Origin of the sequence: Allotamlana fucoidanivorans (assembly GCF_006265225.1) — a bacterium.
GTDB classification, from domain to species: Bacteria; Bacteroidota; Bacteroidia; order Flavobacteriales; family Flavobacteriaceae; genus Allotamlana; species Allotamlana fucoidanivorans.
This window is the reverse complement of record NZ_VDCS01000010.1, coordinates 43,322-58,573: the sequence shown is the minus strand read 5'-3', so window position 1 is coordinate 58,573 and position 15,252 is coordinate 43,322. Positions and strand designations below refer to the sequence as shown.

Annotated in this window: 16 protein-coding genes and 1 riboswitch; of the genes, 7 read left to right on the top strand and 9 right to left on the bottom strand. The window is 33.0% G+C overall.

From position 1 onward, the window contains the following. Window positions 1–67: 67 nt before the first annotated feature. Genes FGF67_RS11130 through FGF67_RS11120 form a run of 3 tightly spaced genes read right to left on the bottom strand, consistent with a single transcriptional unit; the run spans window position 68 to window position 3,030 of the window. Entirely contained in the window at window positions 68–862 is a 795-nt protein-coding gene (locus FGF67_RS11130; protein ID WP_139697759.1) for an ABC transporter ATP-binding protein, read from the bottom strand. Continuing rightward, on the bottom strand, window positions 862–1,890 hold the full coding sequence (locus FGF67_RS11125) for a FecCD family ABC transporter permease (protein ID WP_139697757.1): 1,029 nt from the start codon (window positions 1,888–1,890) through the stop codon (window positions 862–864). The genes FGF67_RS11130 and FGF67_RS11125 overlap by 1 nt, the downstream gene beginning before the upstream one ends. Next, a complete protein-coding gene (locus tag FGF67_RS11120) occupies window positions 1,891–3,030 on the bottom strand; it encodes an ABC transporter substrate-binding protein (RefSeq protein ID WP_139697755.1) in 1,140 nt (379 codons plus the stop codon). 254 nt (window positions 3,031–3,284) lie between these two features. Then, window positions 3,285–3,478: riboswitch (cobalamin riboswitch) on the top strand. A gap of 31 nt (window positions 3,479–3,509) precedes the next feature. On the opposite strand from FGF67_RS11120, the gene FGF67_RS11115 reads away from it, so the two are divergent. Further along, window positions 3,510–5,381: a TonB-dependent receptor plug domain-containing protein gene (locus FGF67_RS11115; RefSeq protein ID WP_139697753.1), complete on the top strand. Its 1,872-nt coding sequence runs from the start codon at window positions 3,510–3,512 to the stop codon at window positions 5,379–5,381. Window positions 5,382–5,384: 3 nt separating this feature from the next. Next, window positions 5,385–6,455 (top strand): YncE family protein, encoded by a 1,071-nt coding sequence (locus FGF67_RS11110; RefSeq protein ID WP_139697751.1) that lies wholly within the window; start codon window positions 5,385–5,387, stop codon window positions 6,453–6,455. Between the two features lie 57 nt (window positions 6,456–6,512). On the opposite strand, the gene FGF67_RS11105 is transcribed toward FGF67_RS11110, so the two are convergent. The 3 genes from FGF67_RS11105 to FGF67_RS11095 are packed head-to-tail and all read right to left on the bottom strand — an operon-like array spanning window position 6,513 to window position 10,216. Continuing rightward, on the bottom strand, window positions 6,513–7,226 hold the full coding sequence (locus FGF67_RS11105) for a Dph6-related ATP pyrophosphatase (RefSeq protein ID WP_139697749.1): 714 nt from the start codon (window positions 7,224–7,226) through the stop codon (window positions 6,513–6,515). Between the two features lie 11 nt (window positions 7,227–7,237). Continuing rightward, window positions 7,238–8,668: a S41 family peptidase gene (locus FGF67_RS11100; protein ID WP_139697747.1), complete on the bottom strand. Its 1,431-nt coding sequence runs from the start codon at window positions 8,666–8,668 to the stop codon at window positions 7,238–7,240. A 30-nt stretch (window positions 8,669–8,698) separates the two neighbouring features. Then, window positions 8,699–10,216, bottom strand: coding sequence for a S41 family peptidase (locus FGF67_RS11095; protein WP_139697745.1), 1,518 nt, complete (start codon window positions 10,214–10,216; stop codon window positions 8,699–8,701). Window positions 10,217–10,363: 147 nt separating this feature from the next. On the opposite strand from FGF67_RS11095, the gene FGF67_RS11090 reads away from it, so the two are divergent. From FGF67_RS11090 to FGF67_RS11075, 4 genes are read left to right on the top strand one after another with little or no spacing between them, the layout of a single operon-like run. Next, the gene (locus FGF67_RS11090) at window positions 10,364–10,873 is read left to right on the top strand and encodes an RNA polymerase sigma factor (RefSeq protein WP_139697744.1); all 510 of its coding nucleotides are present in this window, start codon (window positions 10,364–10,366) and stop codon (window positions 10,871–10,873) included. After that, entirely contained in the window at window positions 10,860–11,333 is a 474-nt protein-coding gene (locus tag FGF67_RS11085; RefSeq protein WP_139697742.1) for a hypothetical protein, read from the top strand. Before FGF67_RS11090 ends, FGF67_RS11085 begins: the two co-directional genes overlap by 14 nt. 37 nt (window positions 11,334–11,370) lie before the next feature. Continuing rightward, complete coding sequence (locus FGF67_RS11080) at window positions 11,371–11,934, top strand: DUF4252 domain-containing protein (protein ID WP_139697740.1); 564 nt, start codon at window positions 11,371–11,373, stop codon at window positions 11,932–11,934. Between the two features lie 13 nt (window positions 11,935–11,947). Continuing rightward, window positions 11,948–12,487, top strand: a complete 540-nt coding sequence (locus FGF67_RS11075) for a DUF4252 domain-containing protein (RefSeq protein WP_139697738.1) — start codon at window positions 11,948–11,950, stop codon at window positions 12,485–12,487. A gap of 49 nt (window positions 12,488–12,536) precedes the next feature. On the opposite strand, the gene FGF67_RS11070 is transcribed toward FGF67_RS11075, so the two are convergent. From FGF67_RS11070 to FGF67_RS11060, 3 genes are all read right to left on the bottom strand, one after another. After that, window positions 12,537–12,734: a hypothetical protein gene (locus tag FGF67_RS11070; RefSeq protein ID WP_139697736.1), complete on the bottom strand. Its 198-nt coding sequence runs from the start codon at window positions 12,732–12,734 to the stop codon at window positions 12,537–12,539. Between the two features lie 9 nt (window positions 12,735–12,743). Next, on the bottom strand, window positions 12,744–14,087 hold the full coding sequence (gene purB, locus FGF67_RS11065; RefSeq protein WP_139697734.1) for an adenylosuccinate lyase: 1,344 nt from the start codon (window positions 14,085–14,087) through the stop codon (window positions 12,744–12,746). Window positions 14,088–14,149: 62 nt separating this feature from the next. After that, window positions 14,150–14,740: an adenylosuccinate lyase gene (locus FGF67_RS11060; RefSeq protein WP_139697732.1), complete on the bottom strand. Its 591-nt coding sequence runs from the start codon at window positions 14,738–14,740 to the stop codon at window positions 14,150–14,152. A gap of 37 nt (window positions 14,741–14,777) precedes the next feature. Here FGF67_RS11060 and FGF67_RS11055 point away from each other — a divergent pair, with 37 nt between their 5' ends. Beyond that, entirely contained in the window at window positions 14,778–15,251 is a 474-nt protein-coding gene (locus FGF67_RS11055) for a heme-binding domain-containing protein (protein WP_139697730.1), read from the top strand. Window position 15,252 lies beyond the last annotated feature (1 nt).

The window sequence follows — 15,252 nt, the reverse complement described above, 5'->3', positions numbered from 1 at the left end:
TTTTTAGTTTGAAGATAGAAACTGCCCGAAGTAAGATTTAATTTTTGAAAACGGATTTTATAAATTCTTATTTTTTAACCTTAAAACTTCCTGTTTTCTTATCAAAGGCAATTAAATCCTTAGGAAAAAGTCTTTCAAAAGTACCATTGGTAATTAGGTTGCAAGGGATATCTGAAGTTACTTGACCTTGAGTCATCACTACCATTTTGTCGCATAATTGAATGGCTAACTCAATTTCATGTGATGAAAATAAAATGGTTTTATTGGTCTCTTTAGCTAGTTTTTGAAGCAACTTTAAAATATAGGCCTTATGATACATGTCTAAATGTGTTGTTGGTTCATCTAGTATGATAACATCGGTGTCTTGCGCTAAGGCTCTCGCAATCATGGCTTTTTGAAGTTGTCCGTCACTAAGTTCAAAACACTTCTTATCTTTTAAAGCTTCAATATTAATAAGTTGGAGTGACTTGTGTATGATTTTAATATCGGTATTTGAAAAGCTTCCAAGCCAATTGGTGTAGGGTTGTCTACCCAAAGCTACCAATTCAAAAACGGTTAAGTTTTTTGATGATAATGTTTCTGTTAGTACCAAGCTTAAGGCTTTGGCTAATTGAATATTAGAATATGTTTTTAAAGGTTTATTGTTTAAAAGGATATCTCCTTCTAATTCTGGCTGCACATCGGTTAACGTTCTTAAAAGTGTAGATTTACCAATACCATTAGCGCCTACTAATCCTACAAGTTCTCCTTTACAAAGTTCTATGTTAATATGAGAAGCAATTGTATTAGTCTCTTTTTTAGAGGTGTAACCTATTGATAGATTTTCAGTTTTTAAGACGATATGTTTTTTTGAAAGAGTCATTAAAACATCATTTTACGCTTTCTAACCAATAACCAAATAACCACAGGAGCTCCAATTAAAGAGGTTATGGCATTTATAGGTAAGGTGTAATCACTTGCTGGTAATTGCGCAATGCTATCACAAATGAGCATAATAATGGCTCCCAATAAGAATACTGCGGGCACCAAAATTTTATGGTTTGAGGTGCTAAAAAGCTGTCTTGTAATATGCGGTACCGCTAAACCTATAAAAGCAATAGGACCTGAAAAAGCAGTAATGGTACCTGCTAACAAACTTGTTGATATAATGATTAAGAATCTACTCTTTTTTATGTTTAGTCCCAAACTCTTTGCATAGTTTTCTCCCAATAATAAGGAGTTCAAACTTTTTATAGACATTAAACTTATTAGGATACCTATACTATAAATAACGAATAAAATAAACAATTCGTACCATGATAGGTTTCCTAGGCTTCCAAATCCCCAAAAAATATACTGTTGCAATTCTTCTGCCGAACTAAAATAGGAGAGTACGTTAACCACAGCCGCTGAAATACTACCAAACATAAGGCCTATAATTAAAATTGCCATAGCATCTCTTACTTTGGTGGATACAATAAGCACCGTAAGCAGCACTAAAAAACTCCCTAAAGTAGCAGCAATTACAATACTCCATTTGGAAGCTAATAAACCCCAAAGTACGCCACTAAAAACAGAGGTTCCTAAGGTAACAATAGCCACTCCTAAACTAGCGCCAGAGGTAATGCCTAAAACAAAAGGGCCTGCCAGCGGATTTCTAAAGAGGGTTTGCATCATAAGTCCTGAAATGCCTAAACCCGAACCTACAATAATGGAGGTAAACGCTTTTGGTAATCTATAATCTAAAACAATGTATTTCCATGAGATATTCTCCACCGTACCAAATAGACTATTAAAGATAACCTTGTTTGGAATAGAAATAGAGCCTAGACTTATGTTTACAAAAAAGCAAGCAATAAGCAGTATGCCAAGTACAATAAAAGAAAGCGTGTATTTATTTTGATAGAACACCTATTCTAAACGTTTAAAAAAGAAATTGTTATAATTAGGAAGCAGGTCGGGATGTGCTATATGAATAATGTCTTTTAAAATAAAGTCGGGTCTTAAAGGGCCTAATTCATAATATAACAAACCGCCATCTGGGCCTATTTTATTGGTATAAGTGAATATGTTTTTGTTTTTAAAGGCATCAAAATACGTGTAACCTTTGTGTTGATTTGCCATTTGTTCTCTACTATTAAATGCCCCCGCACCAATCCATAGTTCAGCGTTTTGAGCTTTTTCAAGAACGTTTTCAAAATTAAATTGTAAGCTGCCGTTGGTATCAGTGTCTTTCCATAAATAATTGGTATTGGCATCTTCCAGATATTTAGCTACAAAACTTTTTCCTCCTGGCACATTCCAAACCTCTTTAAACATGGAGCCCGATAAAACTACAGGTCGTTTAGTGGCGTTTAAGGCTAATTGTTTTGCTTGTAGGTAGTTTGTTTCTATGGTATTAAAAATACTATCGGCCTTGTCTTTTTTGTTGAAAAAAGCTGCAATAAATTTAACCCATTCAGCACTTCCTAGCGGGTGAGCTTCGGTCCAAGCACCATCTAAAACTACAGGAATTCCAAACTTTTTAATTTGATTTAATGTTTTGTCGTTGCCATTGACGGAAAATCCAATAACCAAATCAGGTTGTAAGTCTAACAGTAATTCCATATTTAGATCTAAATCGTTATTCAGATCTTTTATAGCGCCACTATCAACACGGGCTCGCGTTTTTTCAGAAGAGATAAATCTGGTACTTGGAAATCCAACCAATTTATCATCAACGTCAAGATATTCTAAAGCAGGGATATTGGTGGTAGACATCACCACTAATTTTTCTATGGGAAGTGTAACAGTAATGTCAGAAACGCCATTTTTAGGTATATTACTTGTATTGGTAGTTACTATATAGCGGTAATTTTCCTTACTCTTGGGGTATGGTGAAGACACTATAATTTCAGTATAATTTTTATGATAGGTAATTGAAAATCCTTTAGCATACTTAAGAGTTTCTTTTATTCCTTCATGCACGACAAGATTAGACTTTTCTTTTTTTTGTTCTTTGCAAGCTGAGCATAGAAAAATACCTAAAAGAAAAAAACAGAGTAAGCGCATAGTTAGTTTTTGGAGTTTAAAGGTCTTAAATTTTTTTAAATAAACGGTTTTTAAGGTTTAAATCCGTTATAATTTTTACGTTTTCTAGCTCTGATTTTTAATAACGCTTATTTGTAATGCAATAATAAAAATCAGATTTCGCGTTGTTTGCTACATTAAGATAGGGGTGATTTTAGTTATAGTACACAAGATATCTTTAAGAGACTCATTAAAAATTAACAGATAAAATCTCCATCATTCTAAAAATAGGTAGTACATTTGTGGCGAATTTTGGTTCTAATCAATTTGAGTTGATTGGATTAAAAGGGAATCTGGTTAAAGTCCAGAACTGTTCCCGCAACTGTAAGCTAAAAAGCTTCATGTTCAACTTCAAGTCACTGAAGAAATTCTTTGGGAAGACCAACATGAAGACGCAAGTCAGGAGACCTGCCATATTCATAATCAATTATTAAAACTTTCGGGATAAAAGTTTAATTATTATGAAACAAACCTTTTTTTATATACTTGCTCTCATCATCAGTTTTGATGGTTTTACACAACAGGATACGTTGGTTAACACTCTAAAAGAGGTAGTTATCCATGGGGATCCCAGACTAAAACAGCATTCTGTAGGATATAAGGTACAAACGTTAAACGATTCTGTATTACTTAAAAATACCGAGTCTTTTACAAATGTGTTACGTTTTAATTCACCATTATATTTAAGAGAGAATGGTGTGAGCGGGGTGAGTTCTGCCAGTTTTAGAGGTACTAGTGCAACAAATACAGCGGTTATTTGGAACGGCATTAATATAAATGCTGTAAATAATGGTCAAACAGATTTTAACGCATTAACCGTGAGTTTGTATGATGGTATTGATATAAGAAGTGGTGGTGGTAGTTTGGAGTATGGCTCAGGGGCTATTGGTGGCTCTATTCATTTAAATGATGATTTAGTCTTTAGCGCTAAGAAAAAAACAACACATCAATTTGTGCTTTCGGCAGGTAGTTTTGAGGCATACAATAGTTTGTATAAATTCAAAATGTCTCAATCTAAATTAGCTATAAATGCAGGAGTGTCTTATAACGAATCTGAAAATGATTACCCGTTGTATGATACCGATTTTAAAAATGAAAATGGGGCATTTAAAAATTTGTCTTTAAACTTTAATGCTGCTTTATTGCTCTCAAAATATTCTAAGTTAAAATTTTACAATTCCAATTATTGGGGAGAACGCTTTTTTTCAGGGGAATTACCAAACCCTGAAACGGCTAAAGATAAATACCAGAACTCTAATAATTATTTTTTATTGGTATATACCCAAAATAAGTATAAACTAAAGCAAGAGGCAAGAATGGCCTACCTATTCGAGACGTATAGATATTTTGCAGATAGAGCATTTGATGATTATGATTTTGGAAGGGCTAAACGTTATCGTTTCAATTATGATTTGTCTTATAGATTTTTAGGTATAGACGCTCAAATAACGTCGTACTCAGAATACGAATCTACCTTAGGGAAAGCAGATAAAATTTCAGAAAAGCACCGAAAGCAATTTTCTCAATCAATTGTTTACAAGCATGATTTAAGTGACTGGCTTAACTACGAAGCAAAAGTACGTCAAGATTTTAATTCAGATTATAAGATACCCTTTACCTATGCATTAGGTGCTCAGTTTAAAGCATCGTCACAATTTTTTATTAGAACCAATGGTTCAAAAAATTATAGGGTGCCTACTTATAATGATTTGTATTGGCCTAGCCAAGGTAATTTGAGTTTAGTACCAGAATCGGCCTTACAAGGAGAGTTGGGTATTGGGTTTAAAAATGATGTTGTGTCAGTAGATGCAGGTGTTTTTTATATTGCCTCAAACGATAAGATTACATGGATTCCAAATGGAGATCCAGAACGGCCTGGTGTTTGGGTGCCTATAAATATTGATGAGGTGACCTCTAAAGGGGTAGAAATACAGGTTGGTGTAGAAGAGCAGTTTCACAAACATATCGTAAAATTACAAGCAAATTATAGCTTTACGCAAGCTATTGATGAAGCAACAAAGAAGCAGGTTATATTCACGCCAGAACACCTTTTTAAAACCAATTTAAGTTATAATTATAAGTTGTTTGGATGGTATTACCAGCAGCTTTATAATGGTATGGTGTATACAACGGCCAGTAATTCTGAAGATTTTGTAGTGCCAGCTTTTTTTGTAGCTAATACAGGTGTTGATTTTAAGGTGTTACACACACTGCAAAGTCAATTATCATTAGGGGTAAAAATAAATAACTTATTTAATGAAAAGTATGTTGTTAGACCTAGACGCCCCATGCCCAATAGAAATTTTAATATAAACCTCAATTATAAATTTTAAAGTATGAAACTTAGTAAGTTAATTTTTAAACTGTTCATTTTAAGCTTGTTGCTGCTACAATCATGTTCTCAAGATGATGACGATACGGTATTTCCAAAAGGCGATTATGAAAATGGTATTTTGGTAAGTGGTGAAGGTTCAGGAGCAGGAACAGGATCCATATCTTTTATTGCAAATGATTTTAGTGACTCTGAAAACCTTATTTATAAAAAAGTCAATGGGACTGAATTAGGTACGTTTCTTCAGTCTATGGCTTTTTCAAAGGCAAAAGCTTTTATTGTGGTTGATAATTCTAATACTATTACGGTAGTAGATAGGTATACCTTTAAAAAAGAAGGCGAAATTACAACAGGTTTAGCAACCCCAAGGTTTTTAACCGTGGTTGGTGATAAGGCCTATGTAACCAACTGGGGGGCTGCTGTGGATGAAACGGACGATTTTGTGGCTGTTATTGATTTAAATAGTTTGCAGCTCATAAAAACAATATCGGTTAGTAATGGCCCAGAACGTATTATAGAAAAAGATGGTAAATTATTTGTGTCTCATAAAGGTGCTTATACAAACAATAATGTCATTTCTGTAATATCAATAAACGATGATAGTGTAAAGGAAATAGTAGTAAAAGATAGACCAGATGAATTATTTTTTAGTGATTCAGGAGCATTAGTTGTTTTATCGGAAGGAAGAACATTGTATGATGCCAGTTGGAATGTTACAGGACACACACAGGCAGGTATTTCTATGATTAATACAAGTTCCTTATCGGTTGATTTAGAATTAACATTTGAAGAAGGCGAGCACCCATCACTAATGGTTTATGAGGACGATATGATTTACTATGCCTTAAATGGAGCTATTTTTAAAATGAATGCAGAGGCAACCGCATTACCAAGTTCTTCTATACTTACAGCTGAAGGGTATCTTTACGCTATGGAAGTTGAAGATAATCGTATATATGCAACAAACACATCGTTTTCAGATGTGAGCACATTGAATATTTATGATGTAACAACTCAGGAAAAAATAGACTCTAAAGAAGTGGCTTTAGGGGCATCAAAAATATATTTCAATTAATCAGAGCCTTGAAGTAATCTACTTTATTTAAAATGCCACTTTTTAGGTGGCATTTTTTTATGGAATTAAATCACAATACCAAACGCCGTATTTGTTAGATTTACAAACCGAACCATCAGTATTTGGATTGTCGTATTCGCGGTATATTTTTTCACCAAGGGTATAAGGTATCGGATTTTTAAAAATAGGCCCGTCGAAACAGAAGGTATGAAATTCTCCATTTTCACCACAAGGGTCTACACCTTTTGGGAGCTTATCTATAAAGTTTTTATCAATCACAGTGCCTACAAAATCTTCATCAAAATATTTTGAATTGGCGCAAACAATAACAGTTTTAAAACCTAAGTCTAAAAACTCATTTAAAAGCGCTTTAGTGTCTCTTTTCCATAAAGGAAAAATGGCTTTAAAACCTTTTTTGGCTAGTTGTTCTTCGCGGTATTCTCTTAAATCTTCTAAAAAAATATCACCGAAAGCACTATGGGTAAATCCTTCCGTTTTAAGCCTAGAAACAGTGTCATTCATTTTTTGCTCATAAACTTCCATACTGGGCATTTCAGGAAGCTCTATTAAACTCGCTTTTATGTTTAAAGCTTTGGTTTGAGCGGTAAGGAATTCTTTTCTTAAACCATGCATAGACACTCGATTATAATGACTATTAATGGTAGTAATTAATTCATCAATGATGTAATTCTCATTTTGCAGCAGATGATAAAGCGCCAAGGCTGAATCTTTTCCTGTGCTCCAGTTAAAGTAGGTTTTGTTTTTGCTCAATACCTTAGGTTTTAGTCAATATACATACCACCTTCATAAGGATTAAAGGTGTTACTCTCTAAAATAAGATCTAAATCTTTTGTTTGTGATTTAATGCGGGATACTTTAGCTGTACTATTATTAATGGCCGCTAGAGCAAGAGCTAACATGGGCTCTTCAGGATCACCTAAAACCCCATAATTGGTAGCGTTCTCTTTGTATTCAAACCCTATGCTTGGAACCAAACCTGTTTCAGGAACTTTTTCATCATTTTTATTTAATCCTTCAGCAATTAAAGGTTGCATGGCATAGGTGTGCGTAGGGTTAGCACCTTCTCGTGTAAAATCAGGCGAGTCATAAAGGGTTCGTGAAGCCTGTGTTTTACCAACGGTATTAGAGCCTAGATGTATCACTTCAATATAGGGACGCAACCCATTAATTAGCCCCTCGCTTGCTGAAGCAGATGAGCCTGTAGCTAAAATGTATAATTTGTTCAGGCCTATAGAGTTAATGGAAGCTTCTGAAGGTAATTCATTGTAGAATAGGTAATCAAAATTATTTCCTGTTTGATTTTTATTATATCTCAGTTTTTCAAAAATTTCTCCCGTGAATTGCCCTGTAATCATACTGGCTAAATACGCTGTTGTTAATACAGAGCCTCCTGGATTGTATCTTAAGTCTAATACTAATCGCTGTACATTTTTCGATTTAAAATCTGCAAAAACGCTATTTAATTGTTCCTCAGATCCTTTTATAAATCCATTATACATAAGGTATCCTATATTTTGTCCGCCAATATTGAACGTTGCTGTTTTAAAGATGGGGTTTTCAGTATATATAACTTTGTTTAAAGTGATATTTACATCAATAGGATCAATGGTGTCATCTGATTCTTCAGGAGTGTTATGATCATTATACACTCCTAAATTAAGCGTATATGAATTTTGATTAAATAAGGAGGCCAGATTACTAGTGGTTAATTTTATACCGTCTATACCATAAATAATGTCACCCCGTTTTAGAACCGTTTTAGCGGCAGGACTTCCAGGTAACACTAAACGAATAACACCAAAAGCATCTGTATCACTATTAGGTGATTGGTAAAAGTTAAATTCTAGTCCGTTTGTGCCTCGAGTCCCTTCAAATAAACGTTCAAGCTCTAAATAGTCGTCAACAATCCAACTAAATCTGTCAACTGTTTCTCTTTTGTAAATAAGACTTTCAAACAAATCTTCAGGACGATTAAAACCATTTAAGTAATTGACATACGCATCATTACTTGAAAATCTGTCGTTAGCTAAATCTGGAATGTGTTCTAAATAGAGGTAAAAGGCATTCATGCCTTGCCAGACAAAATCATTGATGTCTGTTATTGATACACCATTATCATCATTATCTTCAAAACAACTCACACAGAGCATTATCATTAAAACGAAGATAATTGGGGCTTTTATTCTTTTCATGTTTTTAATTCTTAGGTGAGATAGCTGAAATTACTCCATTTTTTTAAAATTGGAATACATGCCTTTGCCTAAAGGTTTAAAGTCATTTGATTCAGCAATATGTTCTATGCTTACACCTTTTACATCTTTTGATGACTCAAAAAATTTGGTAGTTCCACCATTAATCAAATCAATTGCTTTGGCTAAGAAAGGTTCATTCATGTCTCCTAAAACACCTAAATTAATAATGTTTTCTCCCTCAAATAGTTGCCCTGAACTATTTTGGTAGGTTATTGGATAATCTGGTGCTAAACCATTAAAGTAATCTGTGACACCATTTGCATTAGCCGACTTATAAACCAAGGGTTGAATAGCATAGGTGTGATTTGGATTGGCCTCCTCTCTACCAAAATTTTCAGAATCATATAAGGTAACAGATGCGGTATATTTTCCTGTAGTATTAGTCCCTATTTGTACAACATCAATGTAAGGTGCCAGTCCATTTATAATTAACTCACTGGCAGAGGCTGTCCCCGAAGTTGTTAAAATATAAACTCTATTAAGGTTGAGAGAATTAATTAAAGTACCATCAGACATTTTATCAGTAAAACGGTCAACCAGGCTTTCTGGGGCATTAGCCTCAAAATAATTTTGATATTTTGAGTTCCATTGTTGTTTAATTATTACATCATTTAAAAACTGTCCAGTAATCATACTACATAATTCAATGGCTGTATTAACACTACCTCCAGGGTTGTATCTAAAGTCTAGAACCAATTCATTAATACCTTGGGTTTTAAAATCACCAAATGTGTTATTTAAGTCGGTATTAAAATTACTCGTAAAACCATTATACATTATATACCCTATTTTCGTGCCGTTAGATTCTATCACTTTAGCAATATGAATCGGGTTTTCAGTAAATTCTGTTTTAGTCAAGGTTACTGTTTTGCCATTAGAGGTTATAGTATTATTGGTTATTTCGGCCATTCCTAGGGTATAAGTGTCTTTAGACCCAAAAAGCAAACTTTCATAATTGTTTATAGTTAGTTGTTGATTATCAACGGTTAGAAATAAGTCCCCTCTTTTTATATCTTTTGACGCCGCATCAGAATTGTTTGCTACATACCTAACATATCCAAATATGTTATTTGATCCGCTTAATCTAACCAATCTATAATCTAAGCCATTTGTTTTGGTAGTGCCCTGAAACGATTTTTCTAATGCCACATAATCATCAACAATAAAACTAAATTTGTCAACTTCATCTTTTTTGTAAAGTAGAGCATCAAATAAGCTTTCGGGTGTGTTATATGAATTTAAAAATGTATAATAGTCATCAAAAGTGGAAAACTTATTGTTGCTTAAATTAGGAACAACACTTTGCCATAGATAGATTTCATTCATGCCTTGCCAAATAAAATCATGTATTTCATTGTCTAGCGTAACAGGTACATATTCTTCTTTTTCTTCAATTAAAACATTGTCGTCATTTTTACTACAACTAAGAGCTAGACTAAGTGAAAGTATTAGAACAAGTAGGAACGGAAGAGGTTTAAAGTATTTCATGCTATTTTTATGTAAGTAGTCTTAAAAACTTTAAAAATACTTACATTATTGTGTTAAAAAAAATATTTGTAACAAAACTGATTTATGATCGTCGTAATATCAAATAGCCTTAACTAAGCTATATTTAACCAAGCCAATACTATTAGAATGACTCAATTAGAGTTTTTAAATATTGTAACACCCTTTAAAGACAAGGTATTTCGTTTAGCTAAGCGATTACTAGTATCAACAGAGGAAGCAGAGGATGCCACGCAAGAAGTCCTTATTAAATTATGGAACAATAAAGCAAAAATTCAAGAGTATAAAAATGTGGAAGCCTTTTCAATGACCATGACCAAGAATTATTGTTTTGATAAGTTAAAATCGAAGCAAGCGCAAAATTTAAAAATTGTGCACAGTAATTATGAGGATAAACAAACGGCTTTACAAAAACAAGTTGAATTAAATGATAGTGTACATTGGGTTGAGAAAATTATTGAAGCGTTACCTGAACAACAGCGCCTAATTATTCAACTTAGAGATATAGAAGAATATGATTTTGATGAGATAGCTAAAATGTTAGATATGAATAATACAGCAGTTAGAGTGGCTTTGTCAAGGGCAAGAAAAACAATAAGAGAAAAATTAACTAATACACATAATTATGGTATTAAATAATATAGAAAAATTACTTGAAAAATATGAAAACGGGGAAACTTCTCTAAAAGAAGAGCAAGTGTTGAAAAACTATTTTTCCGGCAGCAATGTAGCTCCGCAATTAGAGATGTACAAACCTATGTTTACATATTTTTTAGCTAATCAGAAAGAACAGTTTACCAAAGACGTTCCATTAAAAACAAAGCAAAATTTTAATTACAAGTGGATTTCTGTTGCAGCCGTGATTGTTCTTATGATAGGATTTTATATAGGTAAAGTAAATCATTCAAATGATTTAGGTACTTATGATGATCCGCAATTGGCCTTTAACGAATTTTCAAAATCTATGGAGTTAATCTCTAATCAATTTAATAAAGGTACCGCAACGGTAGGATATCTTAATGAAGTTAACAAAGGTACATCTACCTTAGGGTATCTTAACGAAATTGAAAATTCAACACGTATAATTTTTAAAAACTAAAACAATGAATATTTTAAATACATTAAATAGCAAAGCAATGAACAAAAGATTAATAGTATGGATAATAGCTGTTATGTTATTACCATTAGCAGGAATGGCTCAAAAAGATATTTTTGAGAAATACAATGATAACACAGATGTTACCTATGTATCCATAAAACCTAAGATGTTTCAAATGATAGCCAAAATGGGTATTGATGTTGAAGATGCCGAAGCTCAAGCTTATATGGATATGGTTAAAAGCATTACCAGCTTTAAAACTATTGTGACAGACAATAAAGATATTGCAGGCGATATTTCAAGTTGGGTAAAATCAAAATCGAGCAGTTTAGAAGAGTTAATGGAAGTAAAAGATGATGGTACTGAAGTTAAATTTTATGTAAAAGAAGGAAAAGATGCAGATCATGTGAAAGAACTTTTAATCTTTGTTAATGGTATTGATAAAGCTATGAAAGGTCAGGGTGTTGAAATTAATGGTGAGAACAGAAAAATTGAAACCGTTGTGGTATCACTTACTGGAGATATTGACCTTAATGAAATTTCAAAATTAACCGATAAAATGAATATTCCTGGTGGAAAACATCTAGAAAAAGGAAAGTAATTAACTCATAATCATGAAACGAACAATCAAACATTTTCTATCGTTATTCACCGCAGTTATATTAGTTAACTGTGGTAATAGCGGAAGCTTACAGGGGTATTATGTAGAGCATCAAGAAACAAAGAATTTTATTTCTCAGGACTTTCCGTTGTCAATGATTGAAATAGACAAGTCTCAGTTTAGTGAAGAGCAGAAAGAAGCTTATGCATCTGTTGATAAATTAAATTTCTTAGGATATAAAGCATCCGATGATAATGTAGAACAATTCAATGCAGAACTAGCAGAAGTGAATCGAATTTTAAGCGATTCAAAATATCAAGAACTGATGGAATTACGAGATAAAGGAAATAAAATATCTGTTAAATATATAGGCACTGATGATGAAGCCGATGAAATTGTATTGTTTGGCAGCTCTAAAGACATGGGGTTTGGCATTGTACGAGTATTAGGTGATAATATGAGTCCAGATAAAATGGTAACACTTATTCATGCCCTGCAAAAAGCCAATATTCAAGAAAAACAATTAGATGATATTATGAATTTTTTCAAGTAAAAATTTAAAACACGTAAAAAAAGCTTCCTGTTTTTGGAAGCTTTTTTTCTTATTTATCTTGATTTTCTTCTTTCGGAATATCTTTCGATTTTTTTAAAAACGAAAACATATTTATTATAATGGTAAAAAACATAATAGTTAATGCCGTTAAAACCATAAAATTATCTAAAATATCAAGTATTCCAAAAACAAAAATACCGCCTACCATGAGACCAGTTAAAAGTAAAGATTGCTTGTCGTTTAACATTGAGAGCTATTAAATTCCAGTGTAATTACTAGGTGTAATACGTTTTAATTCTTCCTTTATTGTGTTTGAAACCTCTAAGGTATCAATAAAATTTGAAATAGAGTCTTGATTTATCTTTGTATTTGTTCTAGTTAAGCCTTTTAAAGCTTCATAAGGGTTCGGGTAGCCTTCTCGTCTCAAAATAGTTTGAATGGCTTCAGCTACAACAGCCCAGTTATTTTCTAAATCTTCAGCAAACTTATTTTCATTGAGTAAGAGCTTGTCTAACCCTTTTAAAGTTGATTTAAAACCAATTATGGTATGCCCAAAAGGTACACCAACGTTTCTTAAAACGGTACTGTCGGTCAAATCTCTTTGAAGTCTTGAAACAGGCAATTTAGCGGCCAAGTGCTCAAAAATAGCATTGGCAATACCTAAGTTACCTTCAGAATTTTCAAAATCAATAGGATTTACTTTATGCGGCATAGCCGAGCTACCTACCTCACCAGCTTTTATTTTTTGTTTGAAGTAGTCCATAGATACATACGTCCAAATATCTCTGTCTAAATCAATTAGAATGGTATTAATACGTTTTAAGGCATCAAATAAGGCGGCCATATGATCGTAATGCTCAATTTGCGTGGTAGGAAAGGAGTGATACAAGCCTAATTTTTCTTGAACAAACTTGGCGCCAAATGCTTTCCAATCAATATCTGGGTAAGCTACGTGATGCGCATTAAAATTACCAGTAGCTCCACCAAATTTAGCAGCACTAGGTATGTCATTTAACAAATTAAATTGCTCTTTTAAGCGGGTTACAAAAACTTCAAATTCTTTTCCTAAACGCGTTGGTGAAGCGGGTTGCCCATGTGTGCGTGCCAACATTGAAACTTGAGCCCATTCTTTTGATAAGGCCTCTAGTTTATTTAAAACCACGGTGTATTCAGGAACATAAACATCGTTAATGGCCTCTTTAATACTTAACGGAATAGCTGTATTGTTAATGTCTTGTGAGGTTAATCCAAAGTGGATAAACTCTTTGTATTCGGCTAAACCTAACTCATCAAATTTTTCTTTTATAAAGTATTCAACGGCCTTTACATCATGGTTGGTAACACTTTCTATTTTTTTAATCGCTAAAGCATCTTCAGATGAGAACGATTCATATATAGCTCTTAAGTCATCAAAAATAGATGAGTTTACCGACTGTAATTGAGGTAAAGGAATTTCACATAACGCTATAAAGTATTCTATTTCAACTAAAACACGGTATTTAATTAAGGCTTCTTCTGAAAAATAAGGTGCTAGCTCACTAGCTTTACTTCTATATCTTCCGTCAATAGGAGAGATGGCGTTTAATGCTGATAAAGACATATCTTTTGTTTGTTTTTAAAGCATGCAAAGATATGATTTTTACACCGAAGTTTGAAGATGAATTACTTAAGATTTTTATTGGAATGCCTGGTTTTTGTTATACGCTGCATTACATGCCTAGCTCTAGCTTTAAAAGCGGCACTTTGGTTAGTATAATCACGTTTTAGTATTAGTTCTAATTCAGGATGAATCCATTCATATTCTGTACCTAGAAAAAAAAGCGTAGTCATACTGTAGGCTTTTACAGCCACTTTTTCATCGTTTATCATAAAATCAAAGCAGATTGCAGTGATGCGTTTTTTATGTGTTTCGGTTAAATGCTGTTTTATTTTTGGGTCTTTTTTGTTGTAATAAGCCTCAATAAGTGTTTCGCAAATTTTAGCTAAAGGGCGCACGGATGAATCAAAATGTACATGTTTTATATTAGCTGTAAACCTATCTAAATAAGGCATAATGCAGTGTATATCAAGGCTGCACATAAATTCAAACACCCAGGCTGCTTTTGTAGATGTTTTATCATTAATGCTAAATAAAATATCTAATAATGTGGGGATAAGGTCTGAACGATTTAAAAGTAAATTAGCATAATAATGTCGTTTCTCTCGTGAATGATTCACATAATTTAATTCGCTGTAAAGTTCTTTAGTAGTCAAATGCTTTTCTTATTTTTAAACACTAAATCTAATTAAAATGAAATTAGTAAAAAAAGTACTTTTAGCAGTTTTATTATTGTTTTTAGTAGCTCAGTTCTTTGGGCCAGATAAAAACCAGGGTGATTTAAAATCTATAGAACCATTTTTAGTTGAAACAAACCCGCCAGAAGATGTTAAATTGATTCTTAAGGAAACCTGTTATGACTGTCACAGTGATGTTACACGTTATCCTTGGTATAACAAGATCACCCCTGTTAATTATTGGTTGGCAGGACATATAAAGGATGGTAAAAAACATTTTAATGTGTCTAATTGGGTAGGCAATTCAACAAAGAAGAAAGATCATAAGTTTGAAGAATTAATTGAAATGGTTGAAGCTAAAAGTATGCCTTTAAAATCGTATACTTGGACGCACGCTGAAGCCAAATTAACAGATGCACAAATACAAGCTGTGGTAAATTGGGCAGAAATGGTTCGATTTAAATATGATCTAGAACCTAAGCCAGAATAAA

Coding starts and splice junctions, on each gene's coding strand:
- FGF67_RS11130 (WP_139697759.1), bottom strand. CDS start 862: ATGACTCTTTCAAAAAAACATATCGTCTTAAAAACTGAAAATCTATCA.
- FGF67_RS11120 (WP_139697755.1), bottom strand. CDS start 3,030: ATGCGCTTACTCTGTTTTTTTCTTTTAGGTATTTTTCTATGCTCAGCT.
- FGF67_RS11115 (WP_139697753.1), top strand. CDS start 3,510: ATGAAACAAACCTTTTTTTATATACTTGCTCTCATCATCAGTTTTGAT.
- FGF67_RS11110 (WP_139697751.1), top strand. CDS start 5,385: ATGAAACTTAGTAAGTTAATTTTTAAACTGTTCATTTTAAGCTTGTTG.
- FGF67_RS11100 (WP_139697747.1), bottom strand. CDS start 8,668: ATGAAAAGAATAAAAGCCCCAATTATCTTCGTTTTAATGATAATGCTC.
- FGF67_RS11095 (WP_139697745.1), bottom strand. CDS start 10,216: ATGAAATACTTTAAACCTCTTCCGTTCCTACTTGTTCTAATACTTTCA.
- FGF67_RS11090 (WP_139697744.1), top strand. CDS start 10,364: ATGACTCAATTAGAGTTTTTAAATATTGTAACACCCTTTAAAGACAAG.
- FGF67_RS11085 (WP_139697742.1), top strand. CDS start 10,860: ATGGTATTAAATAATATAGAAAAATTACTTGAAAAATATGAAAACGGG.
- FGF67_RS11080 (WP_139697740.1), top strand. CDS start 11,371: ATGAACAAAAGATTAATAGTATGGATAATAGCTGTTATGTTATTACCA.
- FGF67_RS11075 (WP_139697738.1), top strand. CDS start 11,948: ATGAAACGAACAATCAAACATTTTCTATCGTTATTCACCGCAGTTATA.
- FGF67_RS11070 (WP_139697736.1), bottom strand. CDS start 12,734: ATGTTAAACGACAAGCAATCTTTACTTTTAACTGGTCTCATGGTAGGC.
- purB (WP_139697734.1), bottom strand. CDS start 14,087: ATGTCTTTATCAGCATTAAACGCCATCTCTCCTATTGACGGAAGATAT.
- FGF67_RS11055 (WP_139697730.1), top strand. CDS start 14,778: ATGAAATTAGTAAAAAAAGTACTTTTAGCAGTTTTATTATTGTTTTTA.